This window comes from Flavobacterium sp. ASV13, assembly GCF_000745775.1.
In the GTDB taxonomy this organism is placed as follows: Bacteria; Bacteroidota; Bacteroidia; order Flavobacteriales; family Flavobacteriaceae; genus Flavobacterium.
This window is the reverse complement of sequence record NZ_JQJY01000009.1, coordinates 1-16909: the sequence shown is the minus strand read 5'-3', so window position 1 is coordinate 16909 and position 16909 is coordinate 1. Positions and strand designations below refer to the sequence as shown.

At 34.9% G+C, this 16909-nt stretch carries 7 protein-coding genes; all 7 read right to left on the bottom strand.

Annotated features, from left to right (window positions below; genetic code table 11):
- Positions 1 to 21: 21 nt before the first annotated feature.
- A complete protein-coding gene (sprA, locus tag GQ47_RS18080; RefSeq protein ID WP_035651483.1) occupies positions 22 to 7269 on the bottom strand; it encodes a T9SS outer membrane translocon Sov/SprA in 7248 nt (2415 codons plus the stop codon).
- Between the two features lie 23 nt (positions 7270 to 7292).
- Positions 7293 to 7874 carry a Holliday junction branch migration protein RuvA gene (gene ruvA, locus GQ47_RS18075; RefSeq protein ID WP_035651481.1) on the bottom strand — a complete coding sequence of 194 codons (582 nt, stop codon included), beginning with the start codon at positions 7872 to 7874 and terminating at the stop codon, positions 7293 to 7295.
- Between the two features lie 61 nt (positions 7875 to 7935).
- Positions 7936 to 10227 carry an NADP-dependent malic enzyme gene (locus GQ47_RS18070; protein WP_035651478.1) on the bottom strand — a complete coding sequence of 764 codons (2292 nt, stop codon included), beginning with the start codon at positions 10225 to 10227 and terminating at the stop codon, positions 7936 to 7938.
- 159 nt (positions 10228 to 10386) lie between these two features.
- The gene (locus tag GQ47_RS18065) at positions 10387 to 10812 is read right to left on the bottom strand and encodes a CBS domain-containing protein (RefSeq protein ID WP_026730719.1); all 426 of its coding nucleotides are present in this window, start codon (positions 10810 to 10812) and stop codon (positions 10387 to 10389) included.
- 258 nt (positions 10813 to 11070) lie between these two features.
- Complete coding sequence (locus GQ47_RS18060; protein WP_035651475.1) at positions 11071 to 13074, bottom strand: OmpA family protein; 2004 nt, start codon at positions 13072 to 13074, stop codon at positions 11071 to 11073.
- 13 nt (positions 13075 to 13087) lie between these two features.
- Entirely contained in the window at positions 13088 to 14002 is a 915-nt protein-coding gene (locus tag GQ47_RS18055) for a PorP/SprF family type IX secretion system membrane protein (protein ID WP_035651474.1), read from the bottom strand.
- Positions 14003 to 14053: 51 nt separating this feature from the next.
- Positions 14054 to 16909 (bottom strand): T9SS type B sorting domain-containing protein (locus tag GQ47_RS18050; RefSeq protein ID WP_035651470.1); only part of this gene is annotated, 2856 nt, incomplete at its 5' end.

The following is a 16909-nucleotide window of genomic DNA, read 5'->3' as shown; positions in this document are numbered from 1 at the left end:
ATCTAGTTTAGAATTCTAAATTTAATTTCCGAAATTATATCTGAGCGTAAATCCTGATCTAATATTTGTAAGCGGGAAAGAAGTCGAAATAACTGCTTTCGAGAATGAATGGTCATAATAAAATATAGCTGTCAGATTTTTACTGAATGCATAATCTGCTGTTAATTTTAATGCCCAAATATTTTGTCCTGCTGCCAACTGGTTATTGTCATAATCTAAATAACGCACCAATGTTTGATTATTTCGATATGAAAAATCAGCTTTTATATTAATATCACTTTTTATAATTCCTGTTGGATTATCCGCTAAACGAGATGAAAAAATAACATCTTTAAATCGATACCCCATTCCTACAACATACTCCACACCTCTTACTTCGGTCAGTAAATTATTATCGAAACTCATAGACAATGCTCTGTCTCGTTTTATTTCAGTCAGCAAACGGAAAGAACTTTTTAACTCAAAATCAACACGAATCAGCGGACTAAACTGTTCAACTAAATTGACATTTGACATTATAGTTTGATTATAGAAATTCGAGTTTATATCTTGCCCGTTTGGATTTTCATAATAATCAAAATTAGACCTAAATTGATTTATGGTATAGGATGCACGGTAATTATGCTGCAATGAAAAACGTCTAAAGTGATCTTTAAAATACTTAAAGCGCATCAACCCATTATATTTAATCGACCAGTTTGGAATAGGAAAACTTCTAAAAATACTAGTCGAAGCGTTCGACGCATCTTTTCCTGTATATGCCGCTAAAAAAGAAGGAAGCAATACCGCCTGATTACTTTTACCATAACCTATCGGATAACCGTCATTTGACTGAATTAACTTTCTCTGACTGTTATTTGGATTTGAAAGATCTTCTATAGGTGCATTAGGATTTTCAGGAGGAAGTGCTCCTGCATCATATCTTGGAATCGTTGTACCCGAACCATAATGATCTTCTGCCAAACGATTTGCGATTACTAAACGATTATTTCTAAAATCATCGAATGCTGCAGATTCATTTTCATTACTTGTTGCAAAAGATGTTTTAATCAGCACCGTTGAGATCGAAAACATTCCATACGTATAAGGCGATAACGGCTTATAAAACAATTGTCCTATTGAATCTCTAACACTATATTGTTCTGATGAATTTTCAGAATAAGCACGATCCATCGCTAAATCAATTTTTAGATCTGGCAATAAATCCATGTTCGCAGTTATTTTTAAAATCTTATTTTCTACCTGTGTGAAATTTTGGTTGAAATTATCATAGTTTGTTAACCATCCATTTTTTGCTGATTCATATCGAACGTCATCCTGACTTCCAAAAATAAAACCTAATGATGGTTTTGCTGTACCAAAGAAACCAACACTTGGCGTATATCCTGGTAAAACTGTTCCGCTATTTTTAGTATAATTAATCTGAATGTTTTTTACACTTGTTAAAACTCCAATTAGACCATCATAAAACGGACTGTTTTTCTCTACTGGTTTTGCAGTATTCACTACTTTCTCTCCAGGTTTTGGAGGTCCGGCCGGTTTAGGTTTTGCAGCTGTTTTTGCACCTGGCGTCAATCCTAAATATTTATATAATAAATTCATGTTTAGGGTTGTCGTAAATGTATTTGAGTTGGCATTCTGAATTGTATTCCCTAAATTATATGTAACTCCGTCATCAGCAGTAAATTCAGACATAGCTGTAGAAGCACGTTGCCAACTGTAATCAGCTGTATAGGAATAACTCGCTTTTACAAAACTCAGAACAGGAATTTTATACAGCGGAATTTCATAATTCAATACTAATTGCTGTAAATGCTGATTTGGTGTACCAATGTCTAAATAATCATCCCAAATATTAAAATCTTCTTTTGGTGTTTTATCTTCATTCAAATAATTCTTCACAATATTATTTGATGCCGCTGTATAATTTAATTTTAATGATTTAGTCAGATTAAAACCAAATCCATATTGGTAATTAAAAGCAAAATTTCTTCTGTAAAGCGGATCAAGTCCTATACCTTCAACCTCAACCTGTCTATATTGTTGACGATTGCTTTGTCTTAAAATATTTGTGTTAAACGTAATATTCGAAGGCAAATAATTAAAATTGAAATCACTCAACATTTTCCAATAATCACTTTTTTTCATGAATTTGGTCTGCTTGAAAGGTACAACTTCTTTTGGCTGAAAAGTATAAGCATAATTTACAGCCGAATTTGATTGTTGATCTCTATAATCTTCAACTTCATAATCATGGCGTGCCACCTCATTATATGATTGTGAAAAAGTGAAATTTTCAACATCATAAACATGCGGTTTTTGTTCTGGAGCCCTATCTTTTCTTACACCTATAAAGTTGATACTTTTACGTTTTGTGTAATCTATAGCACGAGTTCTGATATTATCTTTTTCTGCCTGATCAGTAGTTTCGTTAAGCAACTGATCTAATTTAATATCCTGATTAAAAGGATCATATTCTGGCGTAATAACTTCTTCACCAATTGCATAATTAAAAGGTAAATTGATTCCCCATTTATGTGGTAATAATTTTCCTAAATTCAAATTGGTCACAATATTATATTGCTGAATATCTTCACGATCTCTCTCGTTTGCACCTTGTTCCAGCGATCCAAATCCAATCGTACTTTTTCTTCCAGTTGCAGAAATGGTTGCAAAATCAGCCATATTGGTATCAACATTTAACAATGCTGCCATACCGCCTTTATTATCCAAATCTGACATACGAAGCTCATTGAACCAAACCTCTCCTTTTATATCTTTATGATCGGCCCTGCTCTTAACTCCGACCATTAAATTTCGAACCAAACCAAAGTTCGGATTTCCTTTAATACCTAATCTTAATTTGCTGTCACCATCACCTCCGTCTGGAATTAAATCCGGATCATCATCAGGATAATAAACCCCATTAATATCTCTTTTAGGAGAATTAATATCCAATGGCATTGCCTTAATTTTCATTCTGGTCAATAAATCTAACGCCAAATCGATATTATTCTCTTCCATCCAAACCAAATCCGGGCTTATCGTACAAGACCCTCCTGTTTGTGTAACTTTTAACGGAATTTCAACTTGATAATAGTTTTGAGTAAAGTCATTACCAAAACGAATAAAACCAACCATTTCATCGTCTCTTAAAGTAGCTTCATTAGGAAGAGATTCAGCGTGCAAGAACATTTTCATTTTTTTGTATTGACGCATATCAACACTTACATTCTTGAAAGCAGCTCTAGAATCCAAATATTGTAATCCTGCCCCTCCAATTCGAACTGCCAAAGCCTGCTCATTTTGATTGATTATCGTATTGTTGTTATACAATTGTTCTCGCTGAACACCTGGCGGAATAACATAATTTACTGGACATTTTGTTCCGTTTTCCTGAATATTAACTGCGGCAACATCAAACTGAACTCCGTCATCATCTGGATTTGGATCATTTGCATCAAGTGTACCAGTATATTTTCTCCATTCACCTCTAACTAAATCCAAAGCTCCAAAACGTACTGTCATTTGATCATTAAAACCAGTCATAAACATACGCATGAAACGAATCGATCTAAAATCAGAAATGTTTCCGATTGTATTTTCTGGTTTTGATACCGGAATCTTAAACTGAATCCATCTTGCATTTGTAGTTCCTCCGTTTGGCAATTCGACATTACTTACTTCGCGGATATCCGTAATATAATTTGACCCAACCTGCATTCCTGGTTTCAAATCAATACTGTATTCATAATAAGCATTAATCGTACTCATGGTGTTGTCACGATTAATGTCCTCTACATCTGGCAATGTTGTTGACCCACGATTAGGATCATTAATACTAACTGCAGAGTTGCCTTCTGTACCATTATATTTTTTGTAACGATTGATAACTCCTCCGTCTGTATTCAGATAATAAGTGTAGTTATCAGCTGCGGGATCTTGTTCCCCTGCATAATTATTATAAATCGCGGCTTCTTTAGCATCTGGCAAACCATCTAAACCAACGTCTTGATTTTTACGATTATCTGGGTTAGTATCAAATGCATAAATCAACGATTGAGAAGCTGGAACATCACCCCAAATAGGTTGCGGATTTACCATTACCTGATCCGGACCTAAACCATTTTCATATTGTTTTCTTCCGTCTTTTAAAACATCTTCAGAAACTTCACCTAAGTTGAAATAGATTTTACCTGTATTGTTTGCCGGAGCTTCACCGTTTCCAACATAAGGATCCAATACCCAAAACTGAATATATTCAACATTTCCTTGTTCAAAATTAGTTGAATTCAGCGCACGCATAATTCCTCCAAAATTAGACGAAGCTGCACTTGAACTAAAATTTGGGTTATTATTATAAGGTCCTCTGTCAGACGGAAAATAAGTTAAATCAAGTGTATTAACCACCTGAATCTGACCTTGGGCAATATCTGTATTTGGATATAACTCTTTACTATAAATTCTTCTTGTAGAATTTAATGACAAATCATCATTTGAAATACCAGATGGTTTTGAGGAGTAAAAAATTGGATCGATTGTATACCAAGCCAATTTTGCTCGTTTAAATCCGTAATCAAGCGTATTTGAATTAGCGTTAAACGTATTATCATTAATCGAATTTACAAATGGAGTTGACGCTAAACTCCACGCATAGGCAGATCTCATATCAATTGTTGACTGAGAACCTTCAAAATCATCAATATAAATTGTTGCTTCGCCTTCAAAATCACTTGCTTTTGGAGCATCTGGTTTTAAAAAGGCAACTTCACCTCGTATCGAAAGATTTGACGGAACATCAGTATCCATATTTGGAAGCTTATTCACTAATCTGGTAAGGAATGGAACTTCTGTTGCATAATTACCATTGAATCCAAAAATTGTATTGTTTACTGATTCCTGACCGTAACTTGATTTTTGAGTAAACGGTTTTTCCGTCATTTTTAAATATGTACCGCCGACAACAAATTTGTCTGAAATTTTATGTTCAACATTGAATCCAATAAATCTTCGGGTTTGCTGTCCAAAAATAGAATTATTCTCTAATGAAACTTCAATTGGTGTATTTGAAGCCTGAAGCGATGGATCTAAAATCTGAACTCGTCCTAACTGATAATCAACACTATAATCAATACCTTCAACAAGTCTTCGCCCCGCTGCCATTACAACAACAGAACCTTGAGGCACGTTAAAGGCTCCAATTGGGATTCCGTTACTTCCTGAAGATTTATATTTTCCTCTAAGCAAAAATTTATTCTTGTCACTATCCTGCAATGCACCAGATTGCGTATTGCGATACATGCTTCTAAAAACGTATTTCTGCTGGTTTGCATTATATGTACTTGGATCATTGTAATTCTCACCTGTATTACTTTGCAGTTTACTAAATATCAATTCTCCAAAAGGCTCTTTTGTTGTAAAAATAATTCGCCCATTTTGAACATCAACAGTAATACCTGGTAAATAATCAAAGAAACCATCTCCTCCTGTTTGTGGATCATTGTTATAATTCAGCTTGTCCAAATTAAAAACATTCAACAAAGGAGTCTGATCTACTTTATTATCAGGTGCCGGATTTGGCGGAAAAGTAGATCCCGTTACTGGAGTAATATAGTTAATCGGAGAAGGATCAGTATACAAGATATTCATTCTAAAATCATCTTGTTTGATTTGATATGCCTGTGGAATTTGATAAACGTTTTTCATCATCAGATTCCAAACTGGATTCTGCACATTTGTCAAATTGCTTTTAAGCATCTTCAAAATCAAACTTTGCGTAATAATCGCCTGATTAGAATTATTATTTCCAGTGACAACTGTAGCATCAACACCGTCACTTCCAAATTCTCCAACTTGATAAACCTTACCTCCTTCTGTATATTCATAAGCTACAGCCAGAATCTCATCATTTGCCAAACGTTGCTGCAATGATATATATCCTAACTGCGGATTGAAAGTAAATTCGTTTGCTGTTAATTTGCGGGCATTCTCTAATATTGAGTAATCAGTTCCTTCGCTTACATTTGTATTATTGAATCCAGATTTTGCCGTAACGATTTCTCTAATATTCGAATTTAAAAATGATCCCGCTTGACCAATTGCTGCAGGATCGTAGGCATTATTCTCATTATCAGCAGGTGAATCAACAGGCTTATTAAAAAATCCTGCAGTTGAACTGATAACAACAACTTCGTTATCAGGAACATCGCTAAGAGGTCCTTCACCTAAATCCTGAAGCGCAATAACATTACGAAGGTTATTACTTGTTGTGCTTACCCTATTTTGCTTATTGGTTACCCAAACCTCTATTCTTGTGACCTGAACACGGCTATTAATAACAGGATAACTTTTTAACGAAGCATCATACCTGTCTCTAAAGAACTGAGATAAGAAAAAGTGACGGTCATTATCATAATCTAATGCATACAAATCAAAATTTTGCACTGTACCACCTCCTTCGGCTACAACACTCTTTGTTTGTGATTTTTGCTCGGAGAAAACACCCGTTACCGTTGTTTTTCCAAACTGTAATTGTGTTTTTACACCAAATAAACTCTGTGCACCACGAATTAAAGTACTGTTTAAAGGCATGCTGACATTACCTACTTCGACTTTCTGAATAATATCATCTTCAGAAGGGGTGTAAGCCAATTTAAATAAGTTTTGAAAAGCAAATGTGGACTGAGTATCATAATTAGCATTTACTTCTAATCGTGTTCCTACTTTTCCCATCAAACTCATACTGATTCTTTGATCAAAATCAAATGTGAGGCTGGATCTGTTTCGGGGTGAAAATGATGGATTGTCTTGCTTTGTATATCGTATTCCCAAGTCCATTTCAACAGAACCTGTGGGTTTTACGTCAATTGTATTGCTTCCGAAAATACTTTCGAAAAAGCTTGAGTTAACATAATATCTTGGTAACAAATTCTTTTTTGCAGCCTCACTTCCTGCTTTTTTTCCATCTATAGCATCAGCTTTTTTTCTGAAATAATCTCGACGAGACTCTTTCAGAACTAAATCTTCATATTCTTTGGGAGTTAAAATAATAGGATAGTTTACTGGAAAACCATCAACTGAATTAGTATAAATATATCGATCTGATATTGGATCATATTTATAGGCCGAAAGTATGCTTGGAGGATCTTTCAACTCTAACTTTCCTTTGGAAAACTGAGTTTTAGTTGTATCTTGAACTGCCGGATTTACTTGCGATTGCAAAACATTACCGCAAAATAAAACCAGTAAAAAAATACAAATTTTACGCATACAATTGGTTTATGTTAGTTGAGTTACAAGCTTTTTAATGCTCTTTTTATGATGGTTTCTGCGGTAGCTTCCGGATCTTCTTTTACGATCTTTTCGACTACTTTTTCAGAAGCTTTTCGAACAAATCCTAAAACTTCCAAAGCAGATAACGCTTCATCTCTGTTTGTATTGTTTTGAACTACTGAAACTTCATCCAAATCATACAATTTTAACACTTTTTCTTTTAAATCAAGTATAACTCTTTGAGCTGTTTTGCTTCCAATTCCCTTAATTGACTGGATAACTGCTACGTCTCCAGATGCAATCGCATTAATAATTTGTTTTGGCTCAATCGAAGACAACATTGTTCTTGCAATATTAGCTCCAATACCAGAAACAGATAATAACATTCTGAATATTTCGCGTTCTGACTTTTCAACAAAACCAAATAAAGTATGCGCATCTTCTTTAATTTGAAGATGCGTATACAATTTTATAAAATCAGCATTAGGAATTAACGAAAAGGTATGCAAAGAGATATTTACATGGTATCCCACTCCACCACAATCAATTACAACTTCTGTGGGATTCTTTTCAACTAATTTCCCTTGCAAATGTGCTATCATAAATATAATTTATAGTACCAAATATACATAAAAATAAGATTTTTCTCTTTTCTATATTGGACTATTGTGCTAATTTATTTTTTTTAATTTCTTTTTCCTGAGCATCGATAACTGCAATTGCAGCCATGTTGACCATTTCTTCAACGCTTGCTCCTAACTGGAAAATATGTACAGGTTTGTTAAGTCCCATCATAATTGGGCCAATTGAACCTGCTTTATTCAATTCTTTCAATAGCTTATAAGTGATGTTTGCCGACTCTAAGTTAGGGAAAACCAATGTATTTACTTTTTTTCCTGCTAATTTAGAGAATGGGAATTTTTCTTTAAGCATTTCTGAATTTAAAGCGAAATCTGCCTGAATTTCTCCATCTACAATCAATTCAGGATGATTTTTATGCAGATAAGCAACCGCTTCTCTCACTTTTGATGCATTTTGATGTGTTGATGAACCAAAGTTTGAATAAGAAACCATTGCAATAACTGGCTCAATACCAAACATTTTTGCAGTTTTTGCAGTCATCAACGCAATATTAACTAAATCTTGAGCAGATGGATTAATATTAATTGCAGTATCAGACAAAAACATTGGGCCACGTGCTGTAAGCATCATATTTGCAGTTGCAACAAGTGAAGCTCCCGGTGCTTTTTCAATTAATTGAAGCATTGGTTTTACAACACTTGGATAACTTCTTGAATGACCAGTTACAACCGCATCAGCTTCGCCTTCATTTACCATCATGGCTGCAAAATAGTTTCTTTCGCGCATGAATTTCTGAGCATCAAGCAACGAAACGCCTCTGCGCTCTCTTGTTTCCCAGTATGAATTTGCAAATCTGTTACGTCTTTCTTCTTCTTCGTTTGTTTTAGGATCGATGATTTCAAGATCAGCATCAAAACCTAATTCAGCTTTCAATTCTAATATAATTTCTCTGTTTCCTAATAAAATTGGGAAACCGATTCCGTCTTCATAAACAATCTGAGCTGCTTTTAAAACATTTAAGTGATCCGCTTCAGCAAAAACAATTCGTTTTGGATTTAATTTAGCGCGATTAGTAATTAAGCGCACCATTTTGTTGTCATTACCCATACGTTCGCGAAGCACATCTTCATAAGCTGCCCAGTCTGTAATAGGATGTTTTGCCACTCCAGATTCCATCGCTGCTCTTGCAACTGCAGGAGCTACAACTGTAATCAAACGAGGGTCAAAAGGTTTAGGAATGATATATTCTTGACCAAAACCTAATTTTGTAGCGCCGTAAGCAACATTAACCTGTTCAGGAACTGGCTCTTTTGCCAAAATAGCTAAAGCTTTTACAGCCGCCATTTTCATCGCTTCGTTAATTTTCGTAGCTCTTACGTCAAGTGCTCCTCTAAAAATGTATGGAAAACCAAGAACGTTATTAACCTGATTAGGAAAATCAGAACGTCCTGTAGCCATAATAACATCTTTACGAGTTTCTACAGCCAGATTATAATCGATTTCCGGATTTGGATTTGCCATTGCAAAAACAATTGGATTTTCAGCCATTGTCAATAACATTTCTGGCGACATAATATTTCCAGAAGAAAGTCCGATAAAAACATCAGCACCTTTTACAGCTTCTGCTAATTCAATTTTAGCGCCGTCAAAAGCATATTTCAATTGTAAATCAGATAGTGAAGGATTGTCTTTTGTTAAAAGTCCTTTACTATTATACATCAAAACGTTTTCAACTTTTACACCTAATAATACGTATAAATCTGTACAAGCAATTGCAGCCGAACCTGCTCCTGAAACTACAACTTTAACGTCTTCGGCTTTTTTCCCAGCCAATTCTAATGCATTGATTAAAGCTGCTGCAGAAATAATTGCAGTTCCGTGCTGGTCATCGTGCATTACCGGAATATCTAATTCTTCAATTAGTCTTCTTTCAATTTCAAAAGATTCCGGTGCTTTAATATCTTCAAGATTGATACCTCCAAAAGTTGGAGCGATATTTTTTACAGTCTGGATAAACTCTTCTACATTTTTTGTATCAACTTCGATATCAAAAACATCAATATCAGAGAATATTTTAAATAATAAACCTTTTCCTTCCATTACAGGTTTTGATGCTTCAGGACCAATATCCCCAAGTCCTAAAACTGCTGTACCATTTGAAATTACAGCTACTAAATTTCCTTTTGCTGTGTATTTATAAACGTCTTCAACGTTTGCTGCAATATCTAAACATGGCTCTGCAACACCTGGCGAATAAGCCAGCGATAAGTCTCTCTGGGTTGCGTATTTTTTTGTTGGAACTACCTGAATTTTTCCTGGAGTCGGCTCTGAGTGATACAGCAGCGCTTCTCTTCTTTTACTCTCTTTGTTCATTATTTTTAGCTTTTATTCTAGCTTACAAAGATATAAGTCTTAGTTTAAAATGGGGCGTTTTTAGTGCTTTCTTTTGTTAAAATAACAATTTACGGCATCAAAAAAAAATAGTCCTTCAAAATCAGGACTATTTTTACAAGTATATATTTTGGCTTTTTTTTATTGCGAAATATAAGAATTCAAGTGATTTATGGTATCTTTTTGAATTTCGATAATTGCTTTTACAACATCGCTGATTGAGATAATTCCAACTACAGTTCCATCTTCTAAAACTGGCAAATGTCTGAATCTTTTTGTGCTCATCAGCTCCATGCAATCTTCAATATTATTTGAAAGATTTACTGTAATAACATTGCTTTCCATAATTTCATGAACAAAAGTCTCTTTTGACGATTTATCCTTCAAAACAATTTTTCGAGCATAATCCCTTTCAGATAATATTCCTTTTAGGTCAGTTCCATCAATTACAAGAATTGCCCCTATGTTTTTTTCGCCCATTACTTTCAATGCTTCATAAACTGTTGTAGTTGAAAGTACGGAATAAACATTTCTTCCTTTTGCGTTTAGTATTTGATTTACAGTCATATCTGAAAAAATTTAGATTTATAAAGTTAAATAAAAAATGACAAAACTTGTTATTAAAATTTATTTTTTAAAAAGCTAATTCATTCATTTTAAATAAAATACAACACATTTCAGTTTTTCAAAATTATTCAATAAAGAATGAAATCAATTGAAGAAGTTTTTTGTGAAAAATTTGTTTTTTTAACGCTTTCTATGGTTCCATAAAAAAAGAGCTCTTTTCATAATTAGAAAAGAGCCCCTTTTTTGATTGTTTCTTTTTTACAAACCAACGATGATAAATTCACTTCGTCTATTTTGCTGATGCTCTTTTTCTGTACATTTTACGCCATCAGCACATTTGTTTACCAATTGAGTTTCACCATAACCTTTTGCTGTCAATCGACTTTCATCAATTCCTTTACTTATTAACCAATCTTTTGTTGATTGTGCTCTTTTATCTGATAAAATTTGATTGCTTTCTGCAGATGAACGACTGTCTGTATGCGAACGAATATCTAATTTTATATTTGGATACTGATTTAAAACATCAACAACTTTATTTAAATCAGGTTCCGATGTTTTTTTGATTGTTGCTTTTCCTAAATCAAAAAAGTTCATTGGAATATGAAGTAATTTGGCTAAATCTGTTCCGATTTTTATTGGTCCGAGTTTAACTGGTTTTACGATTGTCTTTTTGATTTCGATTGCTTTAGTTGCTAAAGGTTTGAACAATTTTTGCATTGTAAAATCCAAAGTTGTTTTACCATTTTCTTTTTTAAGCACTGTCGAAATGTCTTTTATTCCATAATCAGTTTTTGATGCTCGGATAGAATATTTTTTACCACATTTTATTTTTGGAAAAATATAATTCCCTTTATCATCTGTTACGATTGTCGAAAGAGGATTAAAATTTTCATCGAATAAATTTAAACTTACATTCGATAAAACCTCATTCGTTTCAGCATCAGAAACTGTTCCCATTAAATCTTGTTCGCAAACCAATCTTTTGGTTTCTGCAAAACGATAAACATCGTCTAAACCGTGGCCATTATCTCTATTAGAAGAAAAATATCCGGTTCTGTTTTTACTGTCAATTGTAAATCCGAAATCATCTTGTTTGCCGTTTACTGGTTCTCCTACATTTTGCACATCATCTTCAATTGTGCTGTCAGGGTTTATTTTTGTAACGAAAATGTCAAGTCCTCCAAGCCCCGGGCGTCCATCTGAAGCAAAATAAAGTTCATTTTCATTTGAAATAAAAGGAAAAGTTTCTCTTCCTTCGGTATTAATTATTGGACCTAAATTTTGAGGCTGACCAAAAGTCCCATCTGCATTTATTGCCACTTTAAACAAATCTGACTGTCCTAAAGTTCCTGGCATATCTGACGCAAAATATAATGTTTTTTCGTCCATGCTTAATGCAGGATGTGCCGTACTATATTGATCGCTATTGAACGGAAGTTCTTTTTCATTCACCCATTCATCATTAATAAATTCCGCTTTATAAAGTTTTAAAAGCGTTACTTGCTTGTCATTTTGGCCTCTTTTTCCGTCGGTGAAATTATTTCTGGTAAAATACATTGTTCGGCCATCTTTTGTGAAAACTGGCGTCGATTCATTAAATTTTGATTTCTGTTTTTTACGAAATAATTCCGGCTTGCTGACGCTTCCGTCTGGCATTAAATCAGCTATATATAATTTCGAAAAAGATTTGTTTGTCCATTTAAAACTAGTTTTTGCAATTCCGCCTGTATCTCTCGCTGAAGTGAAGACAATTTTTTTATCCAAAATAAAACTTCCATAATCAGAATAAGGTGAATTAATTCCGGCATCTGCAATTTCATAACGCCCCGAATTTAATTTGATTTGTTCCAAATAGTTTTTGTCATTTCGAATCAAAGAAGCTCTTTGTTGTGAATTTGCTTTTTGATTGAATTTTTCTAAAACTTCATCGGCTTTTCGATAATTTCCTGATGCTTTTAAACATTGTGCATATCGGTACAAATATTCTGGTTCTTGTTCTTCATTCATAATAAACAACTCATTGTACCATTGCAAAGCCGACTGTAATTCACCTATAAAATAATAGGAATTACCTAGTCTTTGTACTATTTTTTCATCTTTTGTTCCTTTTTCTATCAAACTTTCATATGCTTTTATAGCATCTACGAAGGCATAATCATCATACTTTTTATCTGCGGAACTTATTTTTGTTGTCTGTGCATTTACTTTGAAAAAAAGAAATACAAACAAAACAGAAAAGCTTACTATTTTAATTCTCATGATCGGTATCAAATTAGAAAAATCTTGGAGATGTCATTTTTTTATAACTATTGAAAAACTCGAAACGAAGGAAAATCTCATGAGATCCAGAGTTGTATCGTCTTAAATTGGTAGTTTCATGATCGTATCCGTATCCAACATACATACCTTTTGATACTTGAAAACCTGCCATTGCACTTACTGATGCACTCCAGCGATAAGCAAGTCCAACAACGAATTTATCATAAAACATGAAATTACCCGAAACATCAACTTGCAACGGTGCTCCTTGAGCCATTTTAGTTAATAAAGCAGGTTTAAATCGGATATATTCTAATTTATCCAAATTGAATACGTAACCTGCTATGAAATAATAATTTATTTTTTCTTTGAAAATAGCTGTGTTGTTATCATCATAACGATTTGTCTCAATGAAATTTGGAACAGAGAATCCTAAATATGCTCTATCAGAATGCCAATAAACTCCTGCTCCAATATTTGGCGAAAATTTATTGTCTAAATCCTGAAATTGTTCATCTCCTTGATTTTCAAAACTTAATTTGCTGACATCAAGATTAAACATATTGGCCGTAGCTTTTATTCCAAAAGAAAGTTTAAATGATTCAGAAGTAGGAATACTATAAGACAAATCAGCCGATAAAGTATTTTCAACAGTTGGCCCAATTTTATCGTTGACCAAAGAGACACCTAATCCTAATTTGCTATTATTGCTTAAAGGTGTGTTTAATGAAAATGTGCTTGTCTCTGGAGCACCATCAAGCCCGATCCATTGTGTACGATACAATCCAAATACATTCAATACACCTCTAGAACCAGCATAAGCAGGATTCACCGAGATTGTATTGTACATATATTGTGTGAACTGCGCATCTTGCTGAGCCGAACACACGACTGAAAAAAACATGAAAATTAAAATTAATTTTTTCATTTAGTAAGCTTTTAAAACGGCTTGGCTAAAGGTCAAGCCGCTTATCATTTTTTATTTATTTAGATACAAGTAACCTGACTGCTCATGCTGATTTGAATCACTATCTTTATATTTTAAAATATAGAAATAGGTTCCTACTGGCAATCCATCTGATTCTTTGATCGTCGCGCGTCCTGCTGAAACTCCCACAAAAACTCGATCTTCATTATTGTAATGATCAATATCAAATACCAAAACGCCCCATCGGTTGTAAATTTCAACTGTATTATCAGGATAACACTCTATCCCTTGAATATAGAATCTTGCATTTTTTGAATCTCCATTTGGAGAAAAAGCATTTAGTACTTTTATTTTACATCCATCTAAGCTTAATACTGTAGGACGATCTCCTGAATTGCTTTCATCATCAGATTTGTCTTCAACTTCAACTCCTCTTGCACTTTTTCCAAAAGCTATTGCCTGATTACTTACTGTACCTGAAATAATATCACTTTGAGTAATTTTATATTTCGCTGTGAAATTATTGTCATTTGATTCGCCAACTCCAAGATTAATTGTTTGTCCAGAAACAACTACACCTGGCAGAGGATCTGAAACGCTAACATTTGTCAATGGAACATTTCCTGTGTTAGTTACTTTAAATTTATAAGTGATTGTTTCACCTGCATTTGCAAATCCATTTCCATTTTCATCATTAAATACCGCTGTTTTGATAATCGCAATGTTTGGCACTTCAACAAAAACATTCAAGGTCGATGAACTGCAATTAGATGAATTTGCTTTTTCACATACTTGATAAACTAAAGCATAACTTCCACCTGGTGTGTTTGGTTTCACATTTACGGTTCCGTCTGCATTAAATTCAAAATATGGACTTTTTGGTGTATTAGATATCACAACATTTGCCGGATCAATTGGCAAGCCATTCACTAAATCATTGTCTAGTACATTTATAAACTCAAGCTGTCCATTAATTCCATCAACATTTACCTGCAAATCGTCTTTTGTAATAATCTGTGCTGCAGGTGCAGGATCTTCTGAGTTGACAACTGTAACATTTACAACCGCCTGACTGCAATTTGATGAGTTTGAAGCTTCACAAATTTGGTAAGTCAATTGATAAGTTCCCGATGGTGTTCCCGTTTTAACATCAACAGAACCATCTGCATTTAAAATCAAATTAGGGTTTGCAACCACTGTGCTTAAAACAACTGCTGTTTGGTTTACTGCTGTTCCATTTAAACGGTCATTACTAAATATATTCAATGCTGTGCTGATACCTTTTTTTGCATCAATTGGTCCAGCAGCATCATTGTTTGCTTTGATTTCAAAAGTTGGTCTTGCATTACATTGTGGTGTTGCTGGCGGATAACTCACTATCATACTTACAGTAGGATTTAATGAAAACTCCATTGTAACACCAGTTCTTGTTTTTTCAAATCCATCAGCACCTTCTGTCCACTGACCATTTGCAAATAACCATCCTGGCCAGTCAACTCCAATTCCGTTGCTGTCTACAATTGCTCCCGGCCATAAAATGCTTCCGCTCAATGGCAAATTAGTTTGTGTTGCTACAACATTATTATCACTATCAATCCATTTTACAGTCAATAAATTATTGGTTGTAAAATTATCTGGCGTTACATTGTATGATACATAAGGAACATTATTAGAGCAATAACTATTCGTAGTTACAGTCATTGTTGGAAGAACAACTGTTACTTTAACATCGGCTGTTTTGCAATTTGTTGTGTTCAATTCACAAACCTGATACGTTAGTCCATAAGTTCCTGCCGGTGCATTTTCTTTTAATATAATTGTTCCATCAGGATTCAATGTTAAATATCCAGCTGGATCAGCAATCGTTACTGAAAGGTTTACATCAGAAGCCGTAATTGGCAATCCGTTTTTAGTGTCATTTTCTAAAACATTTACAACTGTCACTGGGTGATTAACTCCTGCAATTGGACCTGCTAAGTCATCTTTCAATACCAATGAGTCTCCCGTTACCTGGATATAACTCTTGACCGTATCGCAGTTAAGCGCATGGTCGTTGTCGCAGATCGTGTATTCCACTTCGTAGGTTCCCGATGCTGTGCCAGGAGCCACTGTGATGGTTTTGTCTGCATTTATTGTTAATCCTGTTGGAAGCGTGCTTACCAGTGTGAAGGTTACCTTCCCTGCACCTGTCCCGACCGTTACCGGTGTTCCGTTCAGCGTATCATTGGCAGTCAAGGATATTGTCGTGCCTCCGTTGTTGCTGTTGATCGCTGTTGTGGTTTCCGTCACAGCATCGATTACAGGTATTACTATCGGAGCATTTACTGTCAGGGTTACACTCGCCGTCGAGCAGTTCGATGCATTGGTCTTGTCGCAGATCGAATACGTCAAGCTGTAACTTCCCGCAGGAGCATTAGCACCAAGGGTTGCAACTCCTGTCGTCGGATCCAATGTCAGGTAGCCTGAAGGGTCCGCAACTGTCGTTGTTATTTTTACTTCGGATGCCGTCAATGGCTGTCCGTTTCTGGTATCGTTGCTGATTACTGTAATAATCGTCTGTGCCTGGCTTGATTCTGTTACAGATGCAGGATTGTCCGCATTGGCAACCAAAACATCGCCCGTCACCTGAACATAACTCTTAACCGTGTCGCAGTTAAGCGCATGGTCGTTGTCGCAGATCGTATATTCCACTTCGTAGCTTCCCGATGCGGTGCCCGGAGCCACTGTGATGGTTTTGTCTGCATTCAGCGTTAATCCTGTCGGAAGCGTGCTTACCAGTGTGAAGGTTACCTTCCCTGCGCCTGTCCCAACCGTAACCGGTGTTCCGTTCAGCGTATCATTGGCTGTCAAAGATATTGTCGTGCCTCCGTTGTTGCTGTTGATCGCTGTCGTGGTTTCCGTCACAGC

Excerpts from the sequence above, each read along its gene's own strand:
- ruvA (WP_035651481.1), bottom strand. The coding sequence starts at position 7,874 with ATGATAGCACATTTGCAAGGGAAATTAGTTGAAAAGAATCCCACAGAA.
- GQ47_RS18070 (WP_035651478.1), bottom strand. The coding sequence starts at position 10,227 with ATGAACAAAGAGAGTAAAAGAAGAGAAGCGCTGCTGTATCACTCAGAG.
- sprA (WP_035651483.1), bottom strand. The coding sequence starts at position 7,269 with ATGCGTAAAATTTGTATTTTTTTACTGGTTTTATTTTGCGGTAATGTT.
- GQ47_RS18060 (WP_035651475.1), bottom strand. The coding sequence starts at position 13,074 with ATGAGAATTAAAATAGTAAGCTTTTCTGTTTTGTTTGTATTTCTTTTT.
- GQ47_RS18055 (WP_035651474.1), bottom strand. The coding sequence starts at position 14,002 with ATGAAAAAATTAATTTTAATTTTCATGTTTTTTTCAGTCGTGTGTTCG.
- GQ47_RS18065 (WP_026730719.1), bottom strand. The coding sequence starts at position 10,812 with ATGACTGTAAATCAAATACTAAACGCAAAAGGAAGAAATGTTTATTCC.